The sequence below is a fragment of the Gordonia araii NBRC 100433 genome, assembly GCF_000241265.1.
Lineage (GTDB): Bacteria > Actinomycetota > Actinomycetes > Mycobacteriales > Mycobacteriaceae > Gordonia > Gordonia araii.
Genome location: NZ_BAEE01000068.1, coordinates 31,869 through 50,350, shown reverse-complemented (window position 1 = coordinate 50,350; position 18,482 = coordinate 31,869). Strand labels below are relative to the sequence as shown.

General features: G+C 68.3%; 18 protein-coding genes and 1 pseudogene. 10 read left to right on the top strand and 9 right to left on the bottom strand.

What is annotated here, in order from left to right; genetic code table 11:
- Positions 1 to 51: 51 nt before the first annotated feature.
- The 3 genes from GOARA_RS16035 to GOARA_RS16025 all read right to left on the bottom strand — a co-directional run bounded on the left by GOARA_RS16035 (position 52) and on the right by GOARA_RS16025 (position 2,490).
- Positions 52 to 846 carry a family 1 encapsulin nanocompartment shell protein gene (locus GOARA_RS16035; RefSeq protein ID WP_007323464.1) on the bottom strand — a complete coding sequence of 265 codons (795 nt, stop codon included), beginning with the start codon at positions 844 to 846 and terminating at the stop codon, positions 52 to 54.
- Positions 847 to 886: 40 nt separating this feature from the next.
- Positions 887 to 1,891: a Dyp-type peroxidase gene (locus GOARA_RS16030; RefSeq protein ID WP_007323463.1), complete on the bottom strand. Its 1,005-nt coding sequence runs from the start codon at positions 1,889 to 1,891 to the stop codon at positions 887 to 889.
- A 110-nt stretch (positions 1,892 to 2,001) separates the two neighbouring features.
- On the bottom strand, positions 2,002 to 2,490 hold the full coding sequence (locus tag GOARA_RS16025) for a DUF6194 family protein (protein ID WP_007323462.1): 489 nt from the start codon (positions 2,488 to 2,490) through the stop codon (positions 2,002 to 2,004).
- A 41-nt stretch (positions 2,491 to 2,531) separates the two neighbouring features.
- Here GOARA_RS16025 and GOARA_RS16020 point away from each other — a divergent pair, with 41 nt between their 5' ends.
- Positions 2,532 to 3,257: a MerR family transcriptional regulator gene (locus tag GOARA_RS16020; RefSeq protein ID WP_007323461.1), complete on the top strand. Its 726-nt coding sequence runs from the start codon at positions 2,532 to 2,534 to the stop codon at positions 3,255 to 3,257.
- Between the two features lies 1 nt (position 3,258).
- On the opposite strand, the gene GOARA_RS16015 is transcribed toward GOARA_RS16020, so the two are convergent.
- Positions 3,259 to 4,932, bottom strand: coding sequence for an FAD-binding dehydrogenase (locus tag GOARA_RS16015; RefSeq protein ID WP_007323460.1), 1,674 nt, complete (start codon positions 4,930 to 4,932; stop codon positions 3,259 to 3,261).
- A gap of 59 nt (positions 4,933 to 4,991) precedes the next feature.
- Between GOARA_RS16015 and GOARA_RS16010 the strand changes: the two genes are divergently transcribed.
- Positions 4,992 to 6,065, top strand: coding sequence for an alpha/beta hydrolase (locus tag GOARA_RS16010; RefSeq protein WP_040523783.1), 1,074 nt, complete (start codon positions 4,992 to 4,994; stop codon positions 6,063 to 6,065).
- A gap of 66 nt (positions 6,066 to 6,131) precedes the next feature.
- On the opposite strand, the gene GOARA_RS16005 is transcribed toward GOARA_RS16010, so the two are convergent.
- A complete protein-coding gene (locus GOARA_RS16005; RefSeq protein WP_007323458.1) occupies positions 6,132 to 6,977 on the bottom strand; it encodes a 3-hydroxybutyryl-CoA dehydrogenase in 846 nt (281 codons plus the stop codon).
- Positions 6,978 to 7,179: 202 nt separating this feature from the next.
- On the opposite strand from GOARA_RS16005, the gene GOARA_RS19970 reads away from it, so the two are divergent.
- From GOARA_RS19970 to GOARA_RS15995, 3 genes are all read left to right on the top strand, one after another.
- Positions 7,180 to 7,374, top strand: coding sequence for a hypothetical protein (locus GOARA_RS19970; RefSeq protein ID WP_138947736.1), 195 nt, complete (start codon positions 7,180 to 7,182; stop codon positions 7,372 to 7,374).
- The gene (locus tag GOARA_RS16000; RefSeq protein ID WP_007323457.1) at positions 7,368 to 8,375 is read left to right on the top strand and encodes an alpha/beta hydrolase; all 1,008 of its coding nucleotides are present in this window, start codon (positions 7,368 to 7,370) and stop codon (positions 8,373 to 8,375) included. Before GOARA_RS19970 ends, GOARA_RS16000 begins: the two co-directional genes overlap by 7 nt.
- Before the next feature lie 212 nt (positions 8,376 to 8,587).
- A complete protein-coding gene (locus GOARA_RS15995) occupies positions 8,588 to 9,373 on the top strand; it encodes a TMEM165/GDT1 family protein (protein ID WP_083834902.1) in 786 nt (261 codons plus the stop codon).
- On the opposite strand, the gene pgfA is transcribed toward GOARA_RS15995, so the two are convergent.
- On the bottom strand, positions 9,354 to 10,793 hold the full coding sequence (gene pgfA, locus GOARA_RS15990; protein WP_007323455.1) for a cell envelope lipid trafficking protein PgfA: 1,440 nt from the start codon (positions 10,791 to 10,793) through the stop codon (positions 9,354 to 9,356). The two genes, GOARA_RS15995 and pgfA, sit on opposite strands and share 20 nt — an antisense overlap.
- A gap of 36 nt (positions 10,794 to 10,829) precedes the next feature.
- A complete protein-coding gene (locus GOARA_RS15985; RefSeq protein WP_007323454.1) occupies positions 10,830 to 12,164 on the bottom strand; it encodes an ABC1 kinase family protein in 1,335 nt (444 codons plus the stop codon).
- A gap of 163 nt (positions 12,165 to 12,327) precedes the next feature.
- On the opposite strand from GOARA_RS15985, the gene GOARA_RS15980 reads away from it, so the two are divergent.
- The gene (locus tag GOARA_RS15980; protein WP_050947326.1) at positions 12,328 to 13,116 is read left to right on the top strand and encodes an alpha/beta fold hydrolase; all 789 of its coding nucleotides are present in this window, start codon (positions 12,328 to 12,330) and stop codon (positions 13,114 to 13,116) included.
- A 233-nt stretch (positions 13,117 to 13,349) separates the two neighbouring features.
- Here GOARA_RS15980 and GOARA_RS20855 read toward each other — a convergent pair.
- Positions 13,350 to 13,520: pseudogene (locus GOARA_RS20855) on the bottom strand (hypothetical protein); the annotation flags it as partial.
- A gap of 63 nt (positions 13,521 to 13,583) precedes the next feature.
- On the opposite strand from GOARA_RS20855, the gene nadB reads away from it, so the two are divergent.
- From nadB to GOARA_RS15965, 3 genes are all read left to right on the top strand, one after another.
- Positions 13,584 to 15,221 (top strand): L-aspartate oxidase, encoded by a 1,638-nt coding sequence (gene nadB, locus GOARA_RS15975; RefSeq protein ID WP_007323451.1) that lies wholly within the window; start codon positions 13,584 to 13,586, stop codon positions 15,219 to 15,221.
- 66 nt (positions 15,222 to 15,287) lie between these two features.
- Positions 15,288 to 16,013, top strand: coding sequence for a hypothetical protein (locus GOARA_RS19090; protein WP_007323450.1), 726 nt, complete (start codon positions 15,288 to 15,290; stop codon positions 16,011 to 16,013).
- Between the two features lie 47 nt (positions 16,014 to 16,060).
- The gene (locus tag GOARA_RS15965) at positions 16,061 to 16,411 is read left to right on the top strand and encodes a metal-sensitive transcriptional regulator (protein WP_007323449.1); all 351 of its coding nucleotides are present in this window, start codon (positions 16,061 to 16,063) and stop codon (positions 16,409 to 16,411) included.
- A gap of 37 nt (positions 16,412 to 16,448) precedes the next feature.
- Here GOARA_RS15965 and GOARA_RS15960 read toward each other — a convergent pair whose 3' ends face one another.
- The gene (locus GOARA_RS15960) at positions 16,449 to 16,841 is read right to left on the bottom strand and encodes a hypothetical protein (protein WP_040523728.1); all 393 of its coding nucleotides are present in this window, start codon (positions 16,839 to 16,841) and stop codon (positions 16,449 to 16,451) included.
- Between the two features lie 143 nt (positions 16,842 to 16,984).
- Between GOARA_RS15960 and GOARA_RS15955 the strand changes: the two genes are divergently transcribed.
- Positions 16,985 to 18,469 carry an FAD-binding protein gene (locus tag GOARA_RS15955; RefSeq protein WP_040523726.1) on the top strand — a complete coding sequence of 495 codons (1,485 nt, stop codon included), beginning with the start codon at positions 16,985 to 16,987 and terminating at the stop codon, positions 18,467 to 18,469.
- The last annotated feature ends 13 nt before the right edge of the window (positions 18,470 to 18,482 follow it).

Below are 18,482 nucleotides of genomic sequence, written 5' to 3'. Positions count from 1 at the left end.
ACCTGCGGGAATCGGCCAATCCGGGCTATTGGCTGGCGGCGCTACAATCGCTCAGATGAGTGCGACGGCCGCCTCGCCGGTGTAGACGAGGAAAGTGAAGGACTCGATGAAGTAGAGGTTGACCACGTCGGCCGTGTGCGAGTCGTAGCCGATCGACACGTCCTGGCCGATGGTCAGCTCGAAGTCGCCGCCGCGTTTGGACACGACGTAGGCGCCGTCGAGAGCGGGCGCCCAGAGGATGTCGCCCTCGACCAGCTGTCGCTGTAGGTGCTGGCGAATCGGGTAACCGTGGTTGGACGTCTCACTGATCGCGTTGTAGATCGTCGTCGACGCGGCGAGCGAATAGGGGTGGTCGACCGATTCCAGCTTGAGCGCGGACAGTGCTTCGGCGAGCGCCTCGGGGTAGTCGACGACCTCCTCGGGGAGCTTGATCGGGCCGAGTGCCTGGCTGCGGATGCCGGCGATCCCCGCGGCTTCGTAGCCCTCGAAAATGGCGCGGTCCTCGGCCAGCGCGAGATCGCGGGCCGCGTCGCGGACCGGATCCCAATCGGAATCCTTGGCGCCGCGGTCCACGTTGTCGATGGCCTCGCGGGTGACGGTGAACGGCACGCGCAGCTCCACGAGGGACTGGGAATCGCGCAGCGACGCGGAGATGCCGTCGGTCGGCGAGTCGATCTTGTGGGTCCGGCCGGTGCCGACGGAGGCGGCGTCGAGGCCGAGCGGGCCGACGATATCGACGATCCGGCGGCCGGCGACGTTGCGTTTGAAGGAGCGCGACGCCTCGGTCTCGATCTCTTCCCACGCCGCCGCGGAGATGGGCGCGAGTTCGCGATGCAGGTTGTTCATGGTGTCCTCCTGTGCGGGGTGGGGGTCTGACGGGATGGGTTCAACGCAGCGATCCGATGCCGAGGGAACCGTCGGCGCGTCGCGGTTCCGGCGAATCCGCGACGAGGTCTTCGCCGGCCTCGGGAGGCGGCGGCGGGTCGTCGAGAAAGTCGACGGGGGGAGCGAAGTACTGGCTGCCGGTGACGGCCGTGGTGAAGTCGAGGAGCCGATCGGTGTTGCCGGGCGGGTCGCCGAGAAACATGTTCTCCAGCATGCGCTCGGTGATCTCGGGGGAGGAGGAGTACGCGATGAAGAGTGTGCCCCGCTCCCCTTCGGCGCTGCCGTAGGGCATGTTGTCGCGCAGAATCTCCAGTTCGTTGCCCTCGTCGTCGGTGATGACGTTGAGCGCGATGTGCGAGTTCGACGGTTTCGTCTCGTCGTCCATCTCGATGTTGTCGGCCTTGCTGCGGCCGATCGCGGCCTCCTGGTCCTCGGTGGAGAGCGACGTCCACTCCGGCATGTCGTGCACATAGCGCTGTACCGCGACGTAGCTGCCGCCCTGAAACGCCGCGTCGTCGTCGGTGACGGTGATGGCGTCGATCGCATCCTGGCCGGTCGGGTTCTCGGTTCCGTCGACGAAGCCGATGAGGTCGCGCAGGTCGAAGTAGCGGAAGCCGTGCGTCTCGTCGACGACGGTCGCGTTGGCGCCGAAATCGTCGGTGATCTTGCTGGCGACCTCGTAGCAGAGGCCGGCCGAATCGGCTTTGATGTGGATGAGCAGATCGCCGGGTGTCGACGGCGCCGTGTGCGGACCGTGGAGTTCTTTGAACGGGTGCAGCAACGCGGGCCGCGGGCCGGTGAAAAGCCGGTCCCAGGCCGCCGAGCCGACCCCGAGGATGCCGACCAGGTTCGCTTCCGGGGCGCGCGAGGACACCGAACGCACGGTGCCGGTGAACCCGGAAATGACGTCGTGCACCTGCTCGACATCGGCGTCGTCGGCGAGTGTCAAGACGAGAAAAATCGCATACGGATGCTTGCGAGTGATGATGATCTGCGGCGTGGCCACAGTTGCCCAGGCTAGTGGAAGCCGGGCGGGCGTGCCGGTCCCATGGCGATAACCGTGATGGGAATTACGTGGTCAGGGCACCCTTTGCTGGACCGGCCGGGTTCGTCGCACTAGTCGCCGGGACGAGGGCGGCGATCCGTCGACCGGCGTTCGGTCCGACACCGATCGGCGTCGTGTGCCTCACGGAGGACGGCGAGGGCGCGGGCCGTGGTTCGCGGCCCGGGATTGACCACCGCGACCCATCCGGCGGCACCGTAGACCGGATGTGGGAAGAAGGTGTCGGTAGCGGCGAAGTCGACGGACTCGGCGTCGCTCTCCCGAGGCGTGTGGCCCACCAGTTCGGCGAACCGTTTCGAGCCGACGTGGACGTTCAGGCGCCATCGACCGGGGTCGTCGAGACGGGAGGCGTCGTCGCCGGGGTAGTCCTTGGTGACGATCGTCGCGTAGGGCTGCCTGTTCCGTGGCACGGCACCGTCGGGGGCCCAGTAGAAGAAGTGATCGCCCCAGGAGAGTTCCGGATGGTCGCTGCCCGGCATCGGGGCCAGCTCGAGAACGCCGGGAAAGTCTCGAATCGTCGCCAGAATCTCGTTCATACTCATGGTTCAAGTCTGTCCTTAAAGTGCTAACGGAGGGTTTGGCGATGGAGGAGATCGACGCTCCGTCCGGCGGCTACACGACTGGGAGCCTGGCGACCGCGGCCGGTTACTCCGTGCAACAGGTCCGCGACCTCGAACGGCTCGGGGTGATCCCGCCGGCGCAGCGCGGGGCCAACGGATATCGTCGGTTCGGATCCCGTCACCTAGCCGCGCTGCGCGCGTACCGGGATGTCGCGACCGCCGTCGGCCCGGTCGTGGCCCGCGACGCGATGCGCGACGCCCAGACGCTGCCGCAGGACGAGGCGGTCGCCCGGATCGTTGTACTCCACGTCGGACTGGCCCGTTCGCGCGAGCGCACCCTGGCCGCGCTACGGGCGCTCGACGGTATCCTCCGCGAGAACGCTATCGAAGCGGAGCCGACGCCGGCCGACGTCATGACCATCACCGAACTGGCGGAGGCGATCGGCGTTCGCTCGTCGGCTCTCCGCTTCTGGGAACAGGAGGGGCTGTTGCTTCCGGAACGCGCGACCGGCCTCGGCATTCGGCGCTACCCGCTCGCCGCGATCCGGGATGCGCGGATCATCGCCGCGCTGCGGGCGGGTGGCTATCGCATCCCCGCCGTGCGTGAGGTGCTGGAGTCGATTCGCGACTTCGACGACGCCGCTGCCGCCCGCGAGGCGCTCGCGGCCCGGTTGCGGTCCATCGCCGAACGGTCGAGTGCCCTGCTCCGCGCGGGTACGGGCATCGCCGACCTCATCGCGAGCAGATGAACTACGCGTCGCGGGCGGCGGCCCGGCCCGCGGCGCGACCGGAGAAGATGCACCCGCCGAGGAAGGTCCCCTCCAGCGCGTTGTAACCGTGTACGCCGCCGCCGCCGAAGCCGGCGACCTCGCCGGCCGCGTACAACCCCTCGATGGGCTTGCCGTCCGCTCCCATGACCTGCGAATCGAGATTGGTCTGGATGCCGCCGAGGGTCTTGCGGGTGAGGATGTTCAACCGCACCGCGATCATCGGGCCGTGCTTCGGGTCGGTCAGCTTGTGCGGCTTGGCGACGCGGACGACCTTGTCGCCGAGGTACTGGCGGGCATTCGTGATCGCCATCATCTGTGCGTCTTTGGAGAACTTGTTGTCGATCTGGGCGTCGCGCGCCGACACGACCCGCTCGACCTGGTTGAGGTCGAGCACGGCTCCGCGGCCGATCTCGTTCATCTTGGCGACGAGGTCGGCGAGGTTGGAGGCGGTGACGAAGTCCTCGCCGTGTTCCAGGAAGGCCTTGATCGGCCCGGGCGCCCCCTTGGCCAGCCGGCTCTTCGCGGTGACTTTGAGGTCCTTCTCGGTGATATCGGGATTCTGCTCGGAGCCCGACAGTGCGAACTCCTTCTCGACGATGGACTGCGTGAGGATGAACCACGAGTAGTCGTGGCCGGTGGCCAGGATCGCCTTCATCGTCGAGTTGGTGTCGAAGCCGGGGAAGTTGGGGGGTTCGAGGCGTTCGCCGTTCGCGTCCAGCCACAGCGACGACGGGCCGGGGATGATCCGGATGGCGTGGTCCGGCCAGATCGGGTTCCAGTTGTGGATGCCCTCGGTGTAGTGCCACATGCGGTCGCGGTTGACCAGGTTGGCCCCGGCGTTCTCGGCGATGCCGAGCATCCGGCCGTCGACGTAGGCGGGTACTCCCGAGATCATGTGTTCGGGCACCGGGCCGAGGCGGTCGGTGGGCCAGTTGGCGCGCACGAGCTCGTGGTTGTGGCCGATTCCGCCGGTGGTGACGATGGTCTGCGGTGCGCGGAACTCGAAGTCCCCCACGACTTCTCGGGACGTGGCGACGCCGCGCTCGGCGTCGGTGGGTTCGAGAACGGACCCGCGCACGCCGACGACCGCGCCCCCGTCGACGATCAGGTCGTCGACGCGGTGGCGGAAGGCGAAGGAGACCAGGCCGCGACGCTCGGCGTCGAGGACGGGCTCGGCGAAAACGCGCATCACCTCCGGTCCCGTGCCCCAGGTGAGGTGGAAGCGGGGCACCGAGTTGCCGTGCCCGTCGGCGAACCCTCCGCCGCGCTCGGCCCAGCCGACGATCGGGGTGATGCGCAGACCCAGGTCGTGCAGGTAGCCGCGCTTCTCGGTGGCCGCGAAGTGAACGTAGGCGCGGGCCCACTGCCGTCCCCAGTAGTCCTCGTCGTCGCGGTCGAAGCCGGCCGACCCCATCCAATCGGTGAGTGCCAGCTCCTCGGAGTCGTGGATGCCCAGGCGCCGCTGTTCGGGCGTGTCGACCAGGAACAGACCGCCCAGCGACCAGAAGGCTTGGCCGCCAAGGTTGTTCCGATTCTCCTGATCGACGACCAGAACCCGCTTGCCGGCTTTCGACAATTCGTAGGTGGCGACGAGACCGGCCAAACCGGACCCGACGACGATGGCGTCGGCGCCTAAATCCTTCTGCGAACCCATGATCGTTGAGCGTAGTGGATTTCGGTCGCGGCGGGCTCGTCGTCGGGCATGCTGAACGCATGCGCCGTGTGTTGACCAGCCAATGGCTGTGGTGGGCCGTCTGCTTCGTGTTGTTCCTCCTCGTCACCGCGATGTGCGTGCTCAACGTGACGCCGACGCCGGGCGCCCTGCTGACCCGCCGCGTCTTCGACGACGGTGCGGCCTCGATGCGCGAGCGGAACGCACAGTTCGCCGATCCGAACGTCACGGTCAAACGCGACATCAGCTATGTGCCGGACGGGTCGCCGCTGGCGGGCAAGGATCCCGGCGACACCGAGTTGGACGTCTATCTGGCGCGGCAGCCGCTGACGACCCACCCGCGCTCGCCGGTGCCGATGCCGACGGTCGTCTGGATCCACGGCGGCGGCTGGGTGTCGGGCGACAAGGGCGATCCCGGGCACTACCTGACGCGGTTGGCCGGTGCCGGGTTCACGGTGGTGTCGCTGAACTACTCGCTCGCCCCCGAACGTCGCTACCCGCTGGCGATCGCCCAGCTCAACGAGGCGCTGAGATTCGTCGTCGACCACGCCGGCGAGTACACGATCGATCCGACGCGCCTGGTGCTCGCCGGCGATTCCGCCGGAGCGAACCTCGCGTCGCAACTGGCCGCGATGATCACCAACCCCGGTTTCGCGCACGAGGTCGGGGTGACTCGGGCGATCGGCCCGGAGCGTCTGCGGGGCGCGCTGCTGAACTGCGGCGTGTACGACGCCTACGCGCTGCGCCCCACCGACCACCCGAACAGCACGCCGGCGCGGATCCTCGGCTGGGGCGTCAACAACACGCTGTGGGCCTACACCGGGTCACGGCAGTCGCCGTCGGCCGCGCTGGACCAGATGTCGACGATCCGGCACGTCACGGCGCAGTTCCCGCCGACGTGGATCGGTGCCGGCAACGCCGACGCGCTGACCGCGAAGCAGAGCGTGCCGCTGGCTGCCGCGCTACGGGTACGGGGCGTCGACGTCGCCACCCTCATCTACGACGATGCGACGCCGGAACAACTCGGTCACGAGTTCCAGTTCGAGCTGGGCACCCCCGCGGGGCAACGTGCGCTCGCCGAGTCGATCGAGTTCGTACGGCGCGTCACCGGGTAGTGCCCAGTCGGCGTGGGTGGGGTGCCCAGTCGGCGGGGGTGGGGTGCCCAGTCGGCGGAGCGGCGGCTAGCTGTACTCGTAGAAGCCGCGCCCGACCTTGCGACCCAGGTAGCCCGCGTCGACCATGCGGCGCAGCAGGACCGGCGGCGCGTACTGCGGCTCGCCGAACTCGGCGTAGAGCGATTCGGCGACGGCCAGGCAGATGTCGAGGCCGACCGTGTCGCACAGGCGCAGCGGGCCCATCGGGTGGCCGCAACCGCTGACCATGCCCTCGTCGATGTCCTCGGCGCTGGCGAAACCGGTCTCGTACATCCGGATCGCGTTGGTCAGGTAGGGGATCAGCAGCGCGTTGACGATGAAGCCGGCCTGGTCCTTGGATTCGATGGTCCGCTTGCCCAGCGTGTCGCGGGCGTAGGCGGCGACCTTGTCGACGACGGTGCGGTCGACCTTGAGCGTCGTCACGATCTCCACCAGCGCCATGACGGGGACCGGGTTGAAGAAGTGCATGCCCAGCACGCGCTCGGGGTGCTTGGTGGCGTTCGCCAGGCGGATGACCGGGATCGACGAGGTGTTGGTGGCGAGGATCGCGTCGGGTGACACGATCTCGTCGAGCTTGGTGAAGTACTCCACCTTGAGTTCTTCGATCTCCGGCATCGCCTCGATGACGAGTTCGGCGTCGGCGAAGGTGGAGAGGTCGGAGGTGATGGTGATCCGGTCGAGTGCGGCCTTCGCGTCGTCGTCGGAGAGGCGGCCGGACTTCACCGCGCGGGCCAGGCTCTTCTCGATGCGCTGCTGTGCGGCTTCGATGGCCTCGGCGCGCTCGACGACTCGCACGGTCGAACCGGCGCGGGCGAGCACCTCGGCGATCCCGGCTCCCATCGTGCCGCCGCCGATAACTCCGACATTCTTCATCACTGCTGCTCCTGACAGTTCGCTCCCGAGGCGGGTCCCCGGGTCTGGGTCCGACCACCGATCCAACCGCACGGGACGGCTGCGGCCAATTCGGGCCTCTGCGGAGAGGGGTGCATGAGGCGGGTGTGGCGGAGGAGGCGGTGTGGCTAATCTGTGACGGATCCGGTGCCGTCGCCATATCTGCACGTCATACCGTGGACGGGTGAGTCTGGATGCGATCGCGGCGCTCAAGGCGGACGAGGATCTTTTGCCCCCTTGTTATCGAGCCGTTACACTCGTCTGCGACCGGAGTCACGTCATCGTCGACGTGATATCCGCGCTATTCCAGAAGACGAAGCAGCCCGGCCCGCCCACGGTGCGCAAGGCTGTCCAATCAAAGGACAACAACGAATGTTGACTCGACCACGCACGCGGCTCGTCGCCGGTGCCATGGCCCTGATGGTCGGCGCCGGCCTCGCCAGCGCAGTCAGCGCGCCGTCGGCCGAGGCCCGATCGGCCACCGACCGCGTCTACTCGCGTGCCATGCACAAGTCGATCCCGGTGTACGTCGTGCCGGCCAATCGGCCGAACGCTCCGACGATCTACCTGCTGGACGGCCTGCGCGCCCCCAAGAACGACACCGGCTGGCTGATCAACACCGACGTCGCCCGCTTCATGCGCGGCAAGGGCGTCAACCTGGTGCTCCCCTTCGGCGGCGCCGGCAGCTTCTACACCGACTGGGAGCAGCGCGACCCGAAGCTCGGCCTGAACAAGTGGGAGACCTTCCTGACCCGCGAGCTGCCGCGCTACATGAAGCGGAAGTACAAGGCCGACAACCGTCGCAACGGCATCGGCGGTCTGTCGATGTCGGGCACGTCGGCGCTGAACATCGCATCGCGCCACCCGAACCTGTACCGCTCGGTCGCTTCCTACAGCGGCTACCCGACGGTGACCATGCCCGGCTTCACCCAGGGAATCCAGGCCTCGGTGGCCGAGGTCGGCGGTAACCCCAACAACATGTGGGGGATCTACCCGGCCGGCCAGTGGTTCGCCAACGATCCGTTCCTCTCGGCGGGCAACCTCGCCGGCAAGTGGGTGTACGTGTCCTCGGGCACCGGGATCACGAGTAAGTACGACAGCGCGATCAACCCGGGCAGCCCGAACTTCGACCCGATGCGCTTCGTCCAGATGGTCCCCCTGGAGACCGCCGCGTCGATCAGCAGCCAGATGTACATCACGCGGCTGCAGACCGTCGGTGTGCGCCTGACGACCCACATCTCGCCCGACGGCGGACACTGGTGGGACTACTGGCAGCGTCGCTTCAAGGAGTCTTGGTACAAGACCTACCGCCCGTCGTTCTACACCCCCAACGGTGCACCCGTGCGCGGTGGCGGAACCGGAAGCATGGGCAGCAGCTAACGCAGCTGATGTGACGAGACAACAGGGCTCGGGGCCGCCGATTTCGATCGGTGGCCCCGAGCCTTTTCGTGCCTTTCGGCAGGTCATTGCCCCGAGGGCTGACAACCAAATAAGTTAGGGTAGCCAAAACCGCGATTTTGTACCCCCTACCTGCGGAAATGCGGCCAATCCATCTGTTGCGCGGCGCCGTTTCGGCCCATACTGTCGGTCGCGTGATTGCAGCTTTGATCCTCAGTTTCGGCGTCGTCTTCGTCGCCGAACTCGGTGACCGATCGCAGCTGATGGCCGTGATGTTCGCGATGCGCTACCGCTCGTGGATGGTCATCGCCGCGATCACCACCGCCACCGCGCTCATCCACCTCGTCTCGGTCGGGGTCGGGCACTTCCTGGGCGCGTCCATTCCCACGCACCTCACCTCGGTGGTGGCGGGCCTGGCGATGATCGTCTTCGGGCTGTGGACCATTCGCGGCGACACCATCGACCCGGGGCTGACCCGGCCGGCGAAGATCGGCCCCTCGGCTTTCGCGGCGGTCACGGGAGCGTTCTTCCTCGCCGAACTCGGCGACAAGACGATGTTCACGACGGTCGCCTTGGCGACCAACAACGACTGGTTCGGCGTGTGGATCGGGTCGACGCTCGGCATGGTCGCCGCAGACGCGCTGGCGATCGCGCTGGGCGCAGCCATGGCGCGCCACCTGCCCCCGCGGGTCATCAGCCGCGGCGCGGCGGCGCTGTTCTTCGCCTTCGGCGCCTGGCTGATCTACAAGGGCCTCGAGGGCGCGGACGTCCGGCTGGTGATCGGCGTGCTGGCGCTCGTCGTGTCGATCGTCGCTCTCGGCGTGCTGGTGATCCGTCAGGAACGGGCTAAGCAGCAGGCCAAACTGCGGGCACGGCAGGAGGCCAGGCGAACCGCCTCAGACCGTTCCGCCGAAGGCGATCCCGACGACGACGCCGAGCCTGCGGTCGAAGCCGCGCCCCTCAGCGGTCGTCGCGGTTGAAGTAGCCCTGGTCCGGCTGGTCCTGGTCGGCGACGTACTGGCCCTGCTGGTTGTAGTGCCAATGCTCGTCGGGCACCGGTCCCTGCGGCTCGGCCGGGTAGCCCGTGGAGAACTGCGTCGTCGGTGCCGCACTCGGACCACCGGCGTCGCTGCGTTGCCACGGCGATTCGTCTCGCCAGGGACTCGGCTGGACGGCCGCGGTCGGCTCGTCGTCGCGCCACTGGTCGTCGACGGCCTCACGGTCCAGTTTGGCGGTCTTGGTGACCGCGGGCGAATCGTCGTCGGAGGAGCGCCGGGTCACGAATAGCCCGACGAGCCACAGCAGCAGGAAGACGCCGCCGGCACCGGCGAAGATCAGCGGCAGGGTGTCCTGACCGAAACGCAGCTTCGACGCGTAGGTCTCGGCGCGTTCGGCCTGCGCCTTCACGGTTTCCGGGCTCCACTGGAAGGTGGCCTTGAGGGAGTCCATCCGGAAGTCGCGAACTGCGGCCGGGGTCTCCTCGCTCTGGTCGGGGAACCTGAAGTACTGGTGCTGGTCCTCCCGGCCGTCCATGATCGTGCCGGTCGACGGCTCGACCCACACGTGGCGCGTCGACGTCGCATAGCGGTGCATGGTCAGCGTCTCGGTCGGTTTGACGCCGCGACCCGCGACCCCCCACCACCGCGCCGGCTTCGAGACCATCGTGCCCAGCGCTGCCTCACCCTGCGGGGTTTCCAGATCGGCCAGATCGGTCTCGGGCACCTCGGTGACGAAGTGGTAGGCCTTCACCCCGTGGATCTCCTTCTCCTCGACGAACCGCACCCGCGTGTCCTGACGCGTGTTCAGGTCGTAGTAGAGGTAGTCGCGCTTCTTGACGTTGAAGCCGAATTTGTACTGGAAGCCCTGGCGCTTGGCCTCGACGGAAACCGTCTTCGGATCGGTGCCCTCCGGCGCCGCCTCGGTCTGGATCGCGTTGACCGCCCCGTTGGGGACCGACGTCTTGCGGTCGACCGAGACGCGGTCGATGCTGGCCGTCAGCAGCGCGTCGGTGCAGGTGCGCTCCTCGCCCGCCTTGGCCATCGTCGGCGCGGTCTCCTTGCCGTCGCGCTCCCGGATCCGGTCGATGCGGACGGTCTGAGCCGACTGCACGGTGGCCTGGCGCCGGTCCGAGGGATCGACCACGCGCGAACGGCGCTGCTGGGTCAGATGGGCGTCGAAGGTCTTTGCCCTGCGCTCGTTGATCGAGCAGCGGTCGAACAGCGTCGCGGGGAAGCGCTCGCCCGTCTTGCCGTCGGGGGCGACGGTCGTGGCGACGGACGTGATGTCCAGATCGAGGGGTACCACGCGCAGCTGCGGGACCAGGAACAACTTGGTTCCGACCGCTGCCGTCAGGCAAGCGAAACCGAGGAAGGCCAACACACCCAGGCCGTAACGTTTCATGCGGACCACCTTAACGGGAGCAACCTGGGACGACGCTTAGCCTTCCGCCCCGTCGGTCGCCTTGTCGGCGCGCCGGTCCCGTTCGGCTTCCTTCATGATCGACGCCATGTAGCCGAAGATCTCGGGATCGGACATGGCTTTCCAGCGCGGCGCGAGCAACTTGATGTACTTCTCGACGTACAGCAGCTGCTTGCCGACGAGGACGAGTTCACGCGGCAGACGGGCGTCGTGGGCCTTGGCGACCGCCGCCATCTGTCGGCCCAGATCCGTGTACGACATCTCGCCGAGTTCGGTGCTCGTCAGCGGCATCGCGACCTTCTTGATGTCGGCGCCGCCCTTGGACGTCGACCCCGGCTTGTGCACGGCGCCCAGCAGGAAGATGGCGCGCCCGGCCGAGTCGTAGTCCTTGCGGACGATCAGGTCGACGACGAGCTGGCGCAGGATCCGCCTGGTCCGCGGCGTGAACCGTCCGACGATGCCGAAGTCCAGCAGCACCAGCTTGCCGTCGGCGTCGACGAGGACGTTGCCAGCGTGCAGGTCGCCGTGGAACAGTCCGCCGTGGAAAGCGGACTCGAGCAGCGAGAGGAACAGGGTGCGGCACAGCTGGACGCCGTCGTGCCCGGCGGCCTTGACGGCTTCCGCGTCGTCGATCCGGAGCGCGTAGATCCGCTCCATCGTGAGCACCTTGGGAGTGGTGAACTCGTCGTAGACCTTGGGGACGCGGACCTGAGAACCGTATTTGCTCGGCTGCAGGCACTCGTACCACTCGCGCATGGCGGCGGCCTCGTTGCGGAAGTCCAGCTCCTCGTCGAGCCCGTTGGCGAAGTCTTCGACGATGTGGCGCGCGGAGAGCATGCGGCCGTATTCGCTGATCTCGACCAGTCCGGCGGCACGCTCGAGGATGGCGACGTCGGGGGCCAGCCGGTCGGCGATGCCGGGGCGCTGGATCTTGACGACGACCTCCTGGCCGTCGTGCAAGGTCGCGGTGTGAACCTGCGCGATCGATGCCGAGGCGATGGGCTCCGGGTCGAAGGAGGCGAAGACCTCGTCGGGGCGGGCGCCGAACTCCTGGACGAATAGTTCGGCGATCGCCTTCGGGTCGGCGGGCGGAACCCGGTCGAGCAGCGATTCGAACTCCGCAGACATTTCTTCGGTGAACACGCCGGGGCTCGACGCGATCAGCTGGCCGAGCTTCACGTAGGTGGGTCCGAGATGCTCGAACGTGGTGCGGACCTCGTGGGCGATGCCCGCCCTCGACGGTGGTCGCAGGCGTACGGCATCGGCGGCGGTGTGAACGACGAACCGTCCGACGCCGGCGGCCGCGGCGAGGCCGGTGCGGCCGGCGCGGGCGACTTCGTGCAGCGGCGACACCGACGGCAAGGTCGCGCGACGCCGCGTCGGCGCGTCGCGCTTGGATCCGGCCCGCGCGCTACCGTTCCCAGCGCCGGGCGAACTGTTTCGTCCTGTGGTCACCGCAGTGGATTCTACGAGTTGATCCCTGCGAACTCGAATCTGCCGCCGTATGCTGCGCCACATGACCCCGGCTTTCGCCTATGCCGACGTGCGCGGCGCCCGGCTCGCCTACAACGTCACCGGCAAGGGGGATCCGGTGGTGTGGGCGCACGGGATGACCTCGGCCGCCTACACCCAGGAGCGTGCCGGGCACTTCGACTGGCGGCCAGTATCGGCCAGCCATCGGCTGATCCGTTACGACGCGCGCGGCCACGGCCGCTCGACCGGCGGCACCGATCCGGTCGAGTACACGTGGTCCGAGCTGGGGAAGGATCTGCTGGGGCTGCTCGATGTCGTCGTGCTGAAAGGCAAGGTCGGGGCGATCGGGTCGTCGATGGGAACCGCGTCGATCCTGTACGCGGCGCTGGACCGGCCGACGCGGTTCAGCCGCCTGGTCCTGACGACGCCACCGACGTGCTGGGAGACGCGCCCGGCGGCCAACGGCATGCGATTGGGGTCGGCGCAGCTCGTCGAAGACAAGGGCGTCGCGGCGCTTGTGGCCCTCAGCGTCGACGAGCCGGCCTCGCCCGCGCTGGTCGATTCGCGCCGGAACATCAACCCGGTGAAGGTGTCGGCGAAGCGGCTACCCGCGGTGTTCCGCGGGTCGGCGCAGACCGATTTCCCGCCCCGGGAGCGGGTCGCCGAGCTGGAGCTTCCCGTGCTGGTGCTGTGCTGGACCGGCGATGGAACGCATCCGGTGTCGTCGGGGGAGGCACTGGCGCAGACGTTGCCGAACGCGGAGCTGGTCGTCGCGAACACGCCCGCCGAGTTGGCGACCTGGGGCGATCGGGCCGCCGCGTTCCTGCGGTAGCAAGAACAACACCACCAACACCGACACCACCACCACCTCCGCCGACCGTGCCCACATTTGCGCCGATCGTGCCCAATATCCCGCCGATCGTGCCCACATTTCCGCCGATCGTGCCCACATTTCCGCCGACCGTGCCCACATTTCCGTCGACCGTGTCTTCGCCGCCGCTCGACAAAGACACGGTCGGCGAGAGGCTGGGCACGGTCGGCAAGAAGCTGGGCACGGTCGGCGAGAAACTGGGCACGATCGGCGGGATATTGGGCACGGTCGGCGAGAAACTGGGCACGGTCGGCAAGATGCTGGGCACGGTCGGCGGGAGAGTGGGCACGGTCGGCGGGGAGAGTAGAGTTTTCGATTGATAGTCGAAAACCGGAGATCGAGCGCCATCCAGAATTGAGCGCCACCAACGATGAGCGCCACCAACGATGAGCGCCGCCCAGAAGCGAAACCGCCCAGAGGAGTCGATCATGCGCAGTGCCGACCTCGTCGTCGTCGGGGCGGGAGTCGCCGGACTGACCGCCGCGTTGCGCGCAGCCCGTGCCGGACTCCGCGTCGTCGTGCTCAACAAGGGCGCCGGTGCAGACGCCGGCGATGCCGAACGCCCGACGTCGACGTTTTACGCGCAGGGCGGGATCGCGGTCGTCCTGCCCGACAATGCCGAGGACTCAGTCGACCTTCACGTCGCCGACACGCTGGCCGCCGGCGCGGGACTCGTCGCGGCCGGACCTACCGAGACGATCGTCGCCGCCGGATGGGAGGCGGTCGCCGCTCTCATCGACGACGGTGCCGAGTTCGACCGCGACTCCGACGGGCGGCTGCTGCGGACGCGGGAAGGCGGCCACAGCGTGCGGCGCATCATCCACGCGGGCGGCGACGCGACCGGCGCCCAGGTGCAGCGCAGTCTGGAACGCGCCACCGTCGACGCGATCGCCGCCGGACTAGCGCTGACTTGTCTCGACCATGCGATGGCGACGTCGATCCTGCGCGCCGACGACGGCTCGGTGGCCGGCGTTTCCTTCCTCGTCGACGACGGCTCGTCGGGCGGTCCGACGAGCGGGACGATCACCGCGCCGACGGTGCTGCTCGCGACCGGTGGAGCGGGGCACCTCTATTCGGCGACCACCAACCCGGCCGCCGCCACCGGCGACGGGATCGCGCTAGCGTTGCGGGCCGGCGCGCGGGTCGCCGACCTTGAATTCATCCAGTTCCACCCGACGATGCTCTACGTCCCGGGTGCTCGCGGCCGGCGGTCCTTGGTCAGTGAGGCACTGCGGGGTGAGGGCGCGCGGCTGGTGGACTCCGACGGCCGATCGGTCACCGAGGGCGTCCACCCGATGGGCGACCTGGCGCCGCGCGATGTCGTCGCGCGGGCGGTGACGTCGGCGATCGAGCGGACCGGGGCGGACTGCGTCTATCTCGATATCAGCGGTATGACCGACTTCGACGGTCGGTTCCCGACGGTGAGTGCGGGCATCGCGGCGGCCGGTGTCGAGATCGACGGCGGTCTGATCCCCGTCATCCCGGGCGCGCACTACCTGTGCGGCGGCGTCGTCACCGACGATCGCGGCCGCACCTCGTTGCCGGGTCTCCTCGCGGCGGGCGAAACCGCACGCACCGGTCTGCACGGCGCCAACCGGCTGGCGTCGAACAGCCTGCTCGAGGGACTGGTGATGGGGGCGCGCGCCGCCGACGAGGCCGTCGACAGGCGCGAAACAGCAGTTGCGCGCGCGGTGGGCGACGATCGGCAACCCGCCGCCATGCGGGTCATGCCGCGCACGGATCTTCAGAACCGGATGAGCAGGTTCGCCGCGTTGAGCCGTACCCGCGACGGATTGAGTGAGCAATTGGCCGCCTTCCGCGACGCTCCTCTCGTGGAGCCCGCCGGGCGCGCGGAGTACGAGGACGCGGCGCTGACGCTGGTCGCCGCGGCCGTGTGCGCGGCAGCCGTCGAGCGCACCGAATCACGCGGGGCCCATGCCCGCGTGGATTACCCCGGCACCGACCCCGGGCAGGCGCGGTCGAATGTCTTCGCGATGGGGGAAACCGCTGACGACTTGGATCTCGTCACAGTCGAAAGAATCGCGCGACAGGGTCTCGCTCTGTAACAGGTTCGCGACTACCCTCGGACGGAGTTCCCCGGATCACACGCCGGGTTGAAAGGTGAATTCTCTATGACGGGTGCGTGCTGGTCGACTGCTGTCTGCACGGAGGCGGAGCGTCGGGCGTTGGGCCTGGCGTCCGACGGCGAGTGGCTGCTCACCTGCCGTCTCTCCGACGGCCATCCCGGCGACCACGCGACAGACGCCAGCGCCCGTGCCCGGTCTGATCGCCGCACCTGGTTGACGTGGGACGACAGCCCCGCGCCGTTGCACCGGCTCATCGACGCCGACCCGTGCCCGGTGCGCAGCCGCACCGGTACGCCCTGCCTGTTGTTCGGCGGGCACGGTGGACTGCACTACTACGGGGCGCCGGCATCGCCGGGGTCGCCCCCCGCGCCGAGCGCCATCGAATCCGCCGACGTGCGCATGCCCACCGGCCCGTCCGACCTCAATCGCCACCGGCCCGTGTCCTCGACCGCCAGCGCCCCGACGGCGGCCGGGTCGCGTCCGCGGATGCCGCATGAGCCGATCGACGTCGAGACCACCGGCGGCCCGCCGACGAATCCGAATCCGGCCGCGCGCACCGGAGAGCCTCGCGGTCCCGCCCGGCCCGTCAACTCCACGCCCATCCCCAACTCGGTCCCGGCCCCCGACTCAGTCCCGGTCTCGAAGGCGGCTCCGGCGTCGGCGCCGACCGCCGAGCGGGAACCCGACGCGGTCGCCGCGGCGCTCGCCGAGCTGGCCACCGCCATCGAGAATCTCGCCGAGGCGCTTCGAGGCGGACTTCCCCGACGCTGATCAGATACCATAGGGGGGTATATCGCCAGCGAGCGATGGGAGAAGCCATGACAGACCAGTCCACCGAAACCGGAGCCGCCGCCGAGTCCGACAGCTGCCACTGCGACGACGCGCACCACCAGCACGGCTACATCGCGGCCAAAGACGACTACCTCAAGCGTTTGCGCCGCATCGAGGGGCAGGCACGCGGGCTTCAGCGCATGGTCGAGGAAGACGCGTACTGCATCGACATCCTGACCCAGGTGTCGGCGATGACCAAAGCGCTGCAATCGGTCAGTCTCGGCCTGCTCAACGATCACATGAGCCACTGCGTCCTCGACGCCGCAGCCAAGGGCGGCGACGAGGGCCAGGCCAAGATCGACGAGGCGATGGCGGCGATCTCCAGGTTCGTGACGTAGGGCTCGACGAGGAGGCCGAAGGCGGCCCTGCGGGGTATCAGCGCCGCCAATGGGGATCGTGGACGTAGTTTTGCGGTGTGGCGGCCGGGGGTGCGCCGACCGGTTCGTTGCCGATGGTCGGACCGGTACCCGGCGCGGCGCAGTGAGCGGGCGCGTCCTGTCGGTTGGTCACCAACTCCCGGCGGACGTACCGGATGAGGGCTACCGCGGCGACGATGACGAACAGCGCATGCCCCACAATCACGGCGAGCGCCACCCAGTTCGGGCCCTCGTGACCGATTGCCTGCTCGTAGGTGAAGTCGGTGACACCGGCGCGGGTGTTGTAGCGACACCGTTCCCCCGGCCGCATCTGGCGCCATTCGCAGAACACCTTGTCGGTCTGGAACACCTGCCACACTTTGACCCCTGCAGCGAACAAGATGGCCGCCATGACAGCCAGAATGGCGCCCGTCGCGTAGTTGGCTTGCCTATGTCGCGAGAGTCGATCGCGCACTACCTGAGCTCCCTGCGGGCTCGGACCGGCCTACATACCAGAACTGTAACGTGTTCTAACTTGTGCAGTACTCTGTCCGCATGACTATCGCTGAGGCCAAGGGCACTGCGCTGCCCGACGTCATCGACGTCTCGTCCGTCACCGAATTCACCGACGAGGTCGACGTGCTGATCGTCGGTTTCGGCATCGGCGGCGGGTGCGCGGCGGTCGAGGCCGCCCGCGCCGGATCGAAGGTGTTGGTGCTCGAACGCGGAGCCGATGCCGGTGGCACGACGCGAATGGCCGGCGGACACTTCTATCTCGGCGGCGGCACGGGCGTCCAGCAGGCGACGGGCCACGACGACAGTGCCGAGGAGATGGAGAAGTACCTGACGGCGGTGTCCCCGGATCCGGAGCCGGAGAAGATCCACGCCTACTGCGTCGACAGCGTCGAGCACTTCGACTGGCTGGAGGACCTCGGGCTGAAGTTCGAACGATCCTACTTCCCGGGGAAGGCGGTCATCCAGCCCAACACCGAGGGGCTGATGTTCACCGGCAACGAGAAGGTGTGGCCGTTCAAGAACATCGCCAAGCCGGCGCCTCGCGGCCACAAGGTTCCCAAGCCGGGCGACACGGGCGGCGCGTCGATGGTCATCGACCTCCTGCAGGCCGAACTCGACCGCCTCGGCGTCGAGGTGCGCTACGAGACCGGTGCGCGCAACCTCGTCGTCGACGAGGGCCCCGAGGGCCGCACGGTCGTCGGCGTGCGATGGAAGACCACCGAAGGCGAAGGCTACATCCGCGCCGGCTCCGTGGTCATCGCCGCCGGCGGTTTCGTCATGAACCCCGAGATGGTCGCCGAACACGTGCCGCAGATGGCCGAGAAGCCCTTCGTCCTCGGCAGCACCTACGACGACGGGCTGGGTATCCGGATGGGCGCCTCGGTGGGCGCCGCGCTCAAGCACATGGACTCCGCATTCGTCACGGCACCGGTCTACCCGCCGTCGATCCTGCTGACCGGAATCATCGTCAACAAGGAAGGTAAGCGCTTCGTCACCGAGGACAGCTACCACTCGCGGACGTCGCAGTTCGTCATGGAGCAGCCGGATTCGGTGGCGTATCTGATCGTCGACGAGGCGCACATGAAGCATCCCGAGGTGCCCCTGGTGCCCTTCATCGACGGATGGGAAACCGTCGAGGAGATGGAGTCGGACCTCGGGTTGCCGACGGGCAGCCTCGTCGCCACGCTGAACCGCTACAACGAATACGCGGCGAAGGGGGAGGATCCCGACTTCCACAAGGGCGAGGAATTCCTCGCCCCCCAGGACCAGGGGCCGTGGGCCGCTTTCGACATGAGTCTCGGCAAGGCGATGTACGCCGGGTTCACCATCGGCGGCATGGCGACCAGCGTCGACGGCGAGGTCGTCGACGGCGACGGGAAGCCGATCGCGGGTCTCTACGCGGCCGGCGCCTGCGCCGCGAACCTCGCGCAGGACGGCAAGGGGTACGCGAGTGGCACGCAACTCGGCGAGGGCTCGTACTTCGGTCGGCGGGCCGGACGGCACGCGGCCGCCGCGAACGGATAGGGCCTTCCTCCCG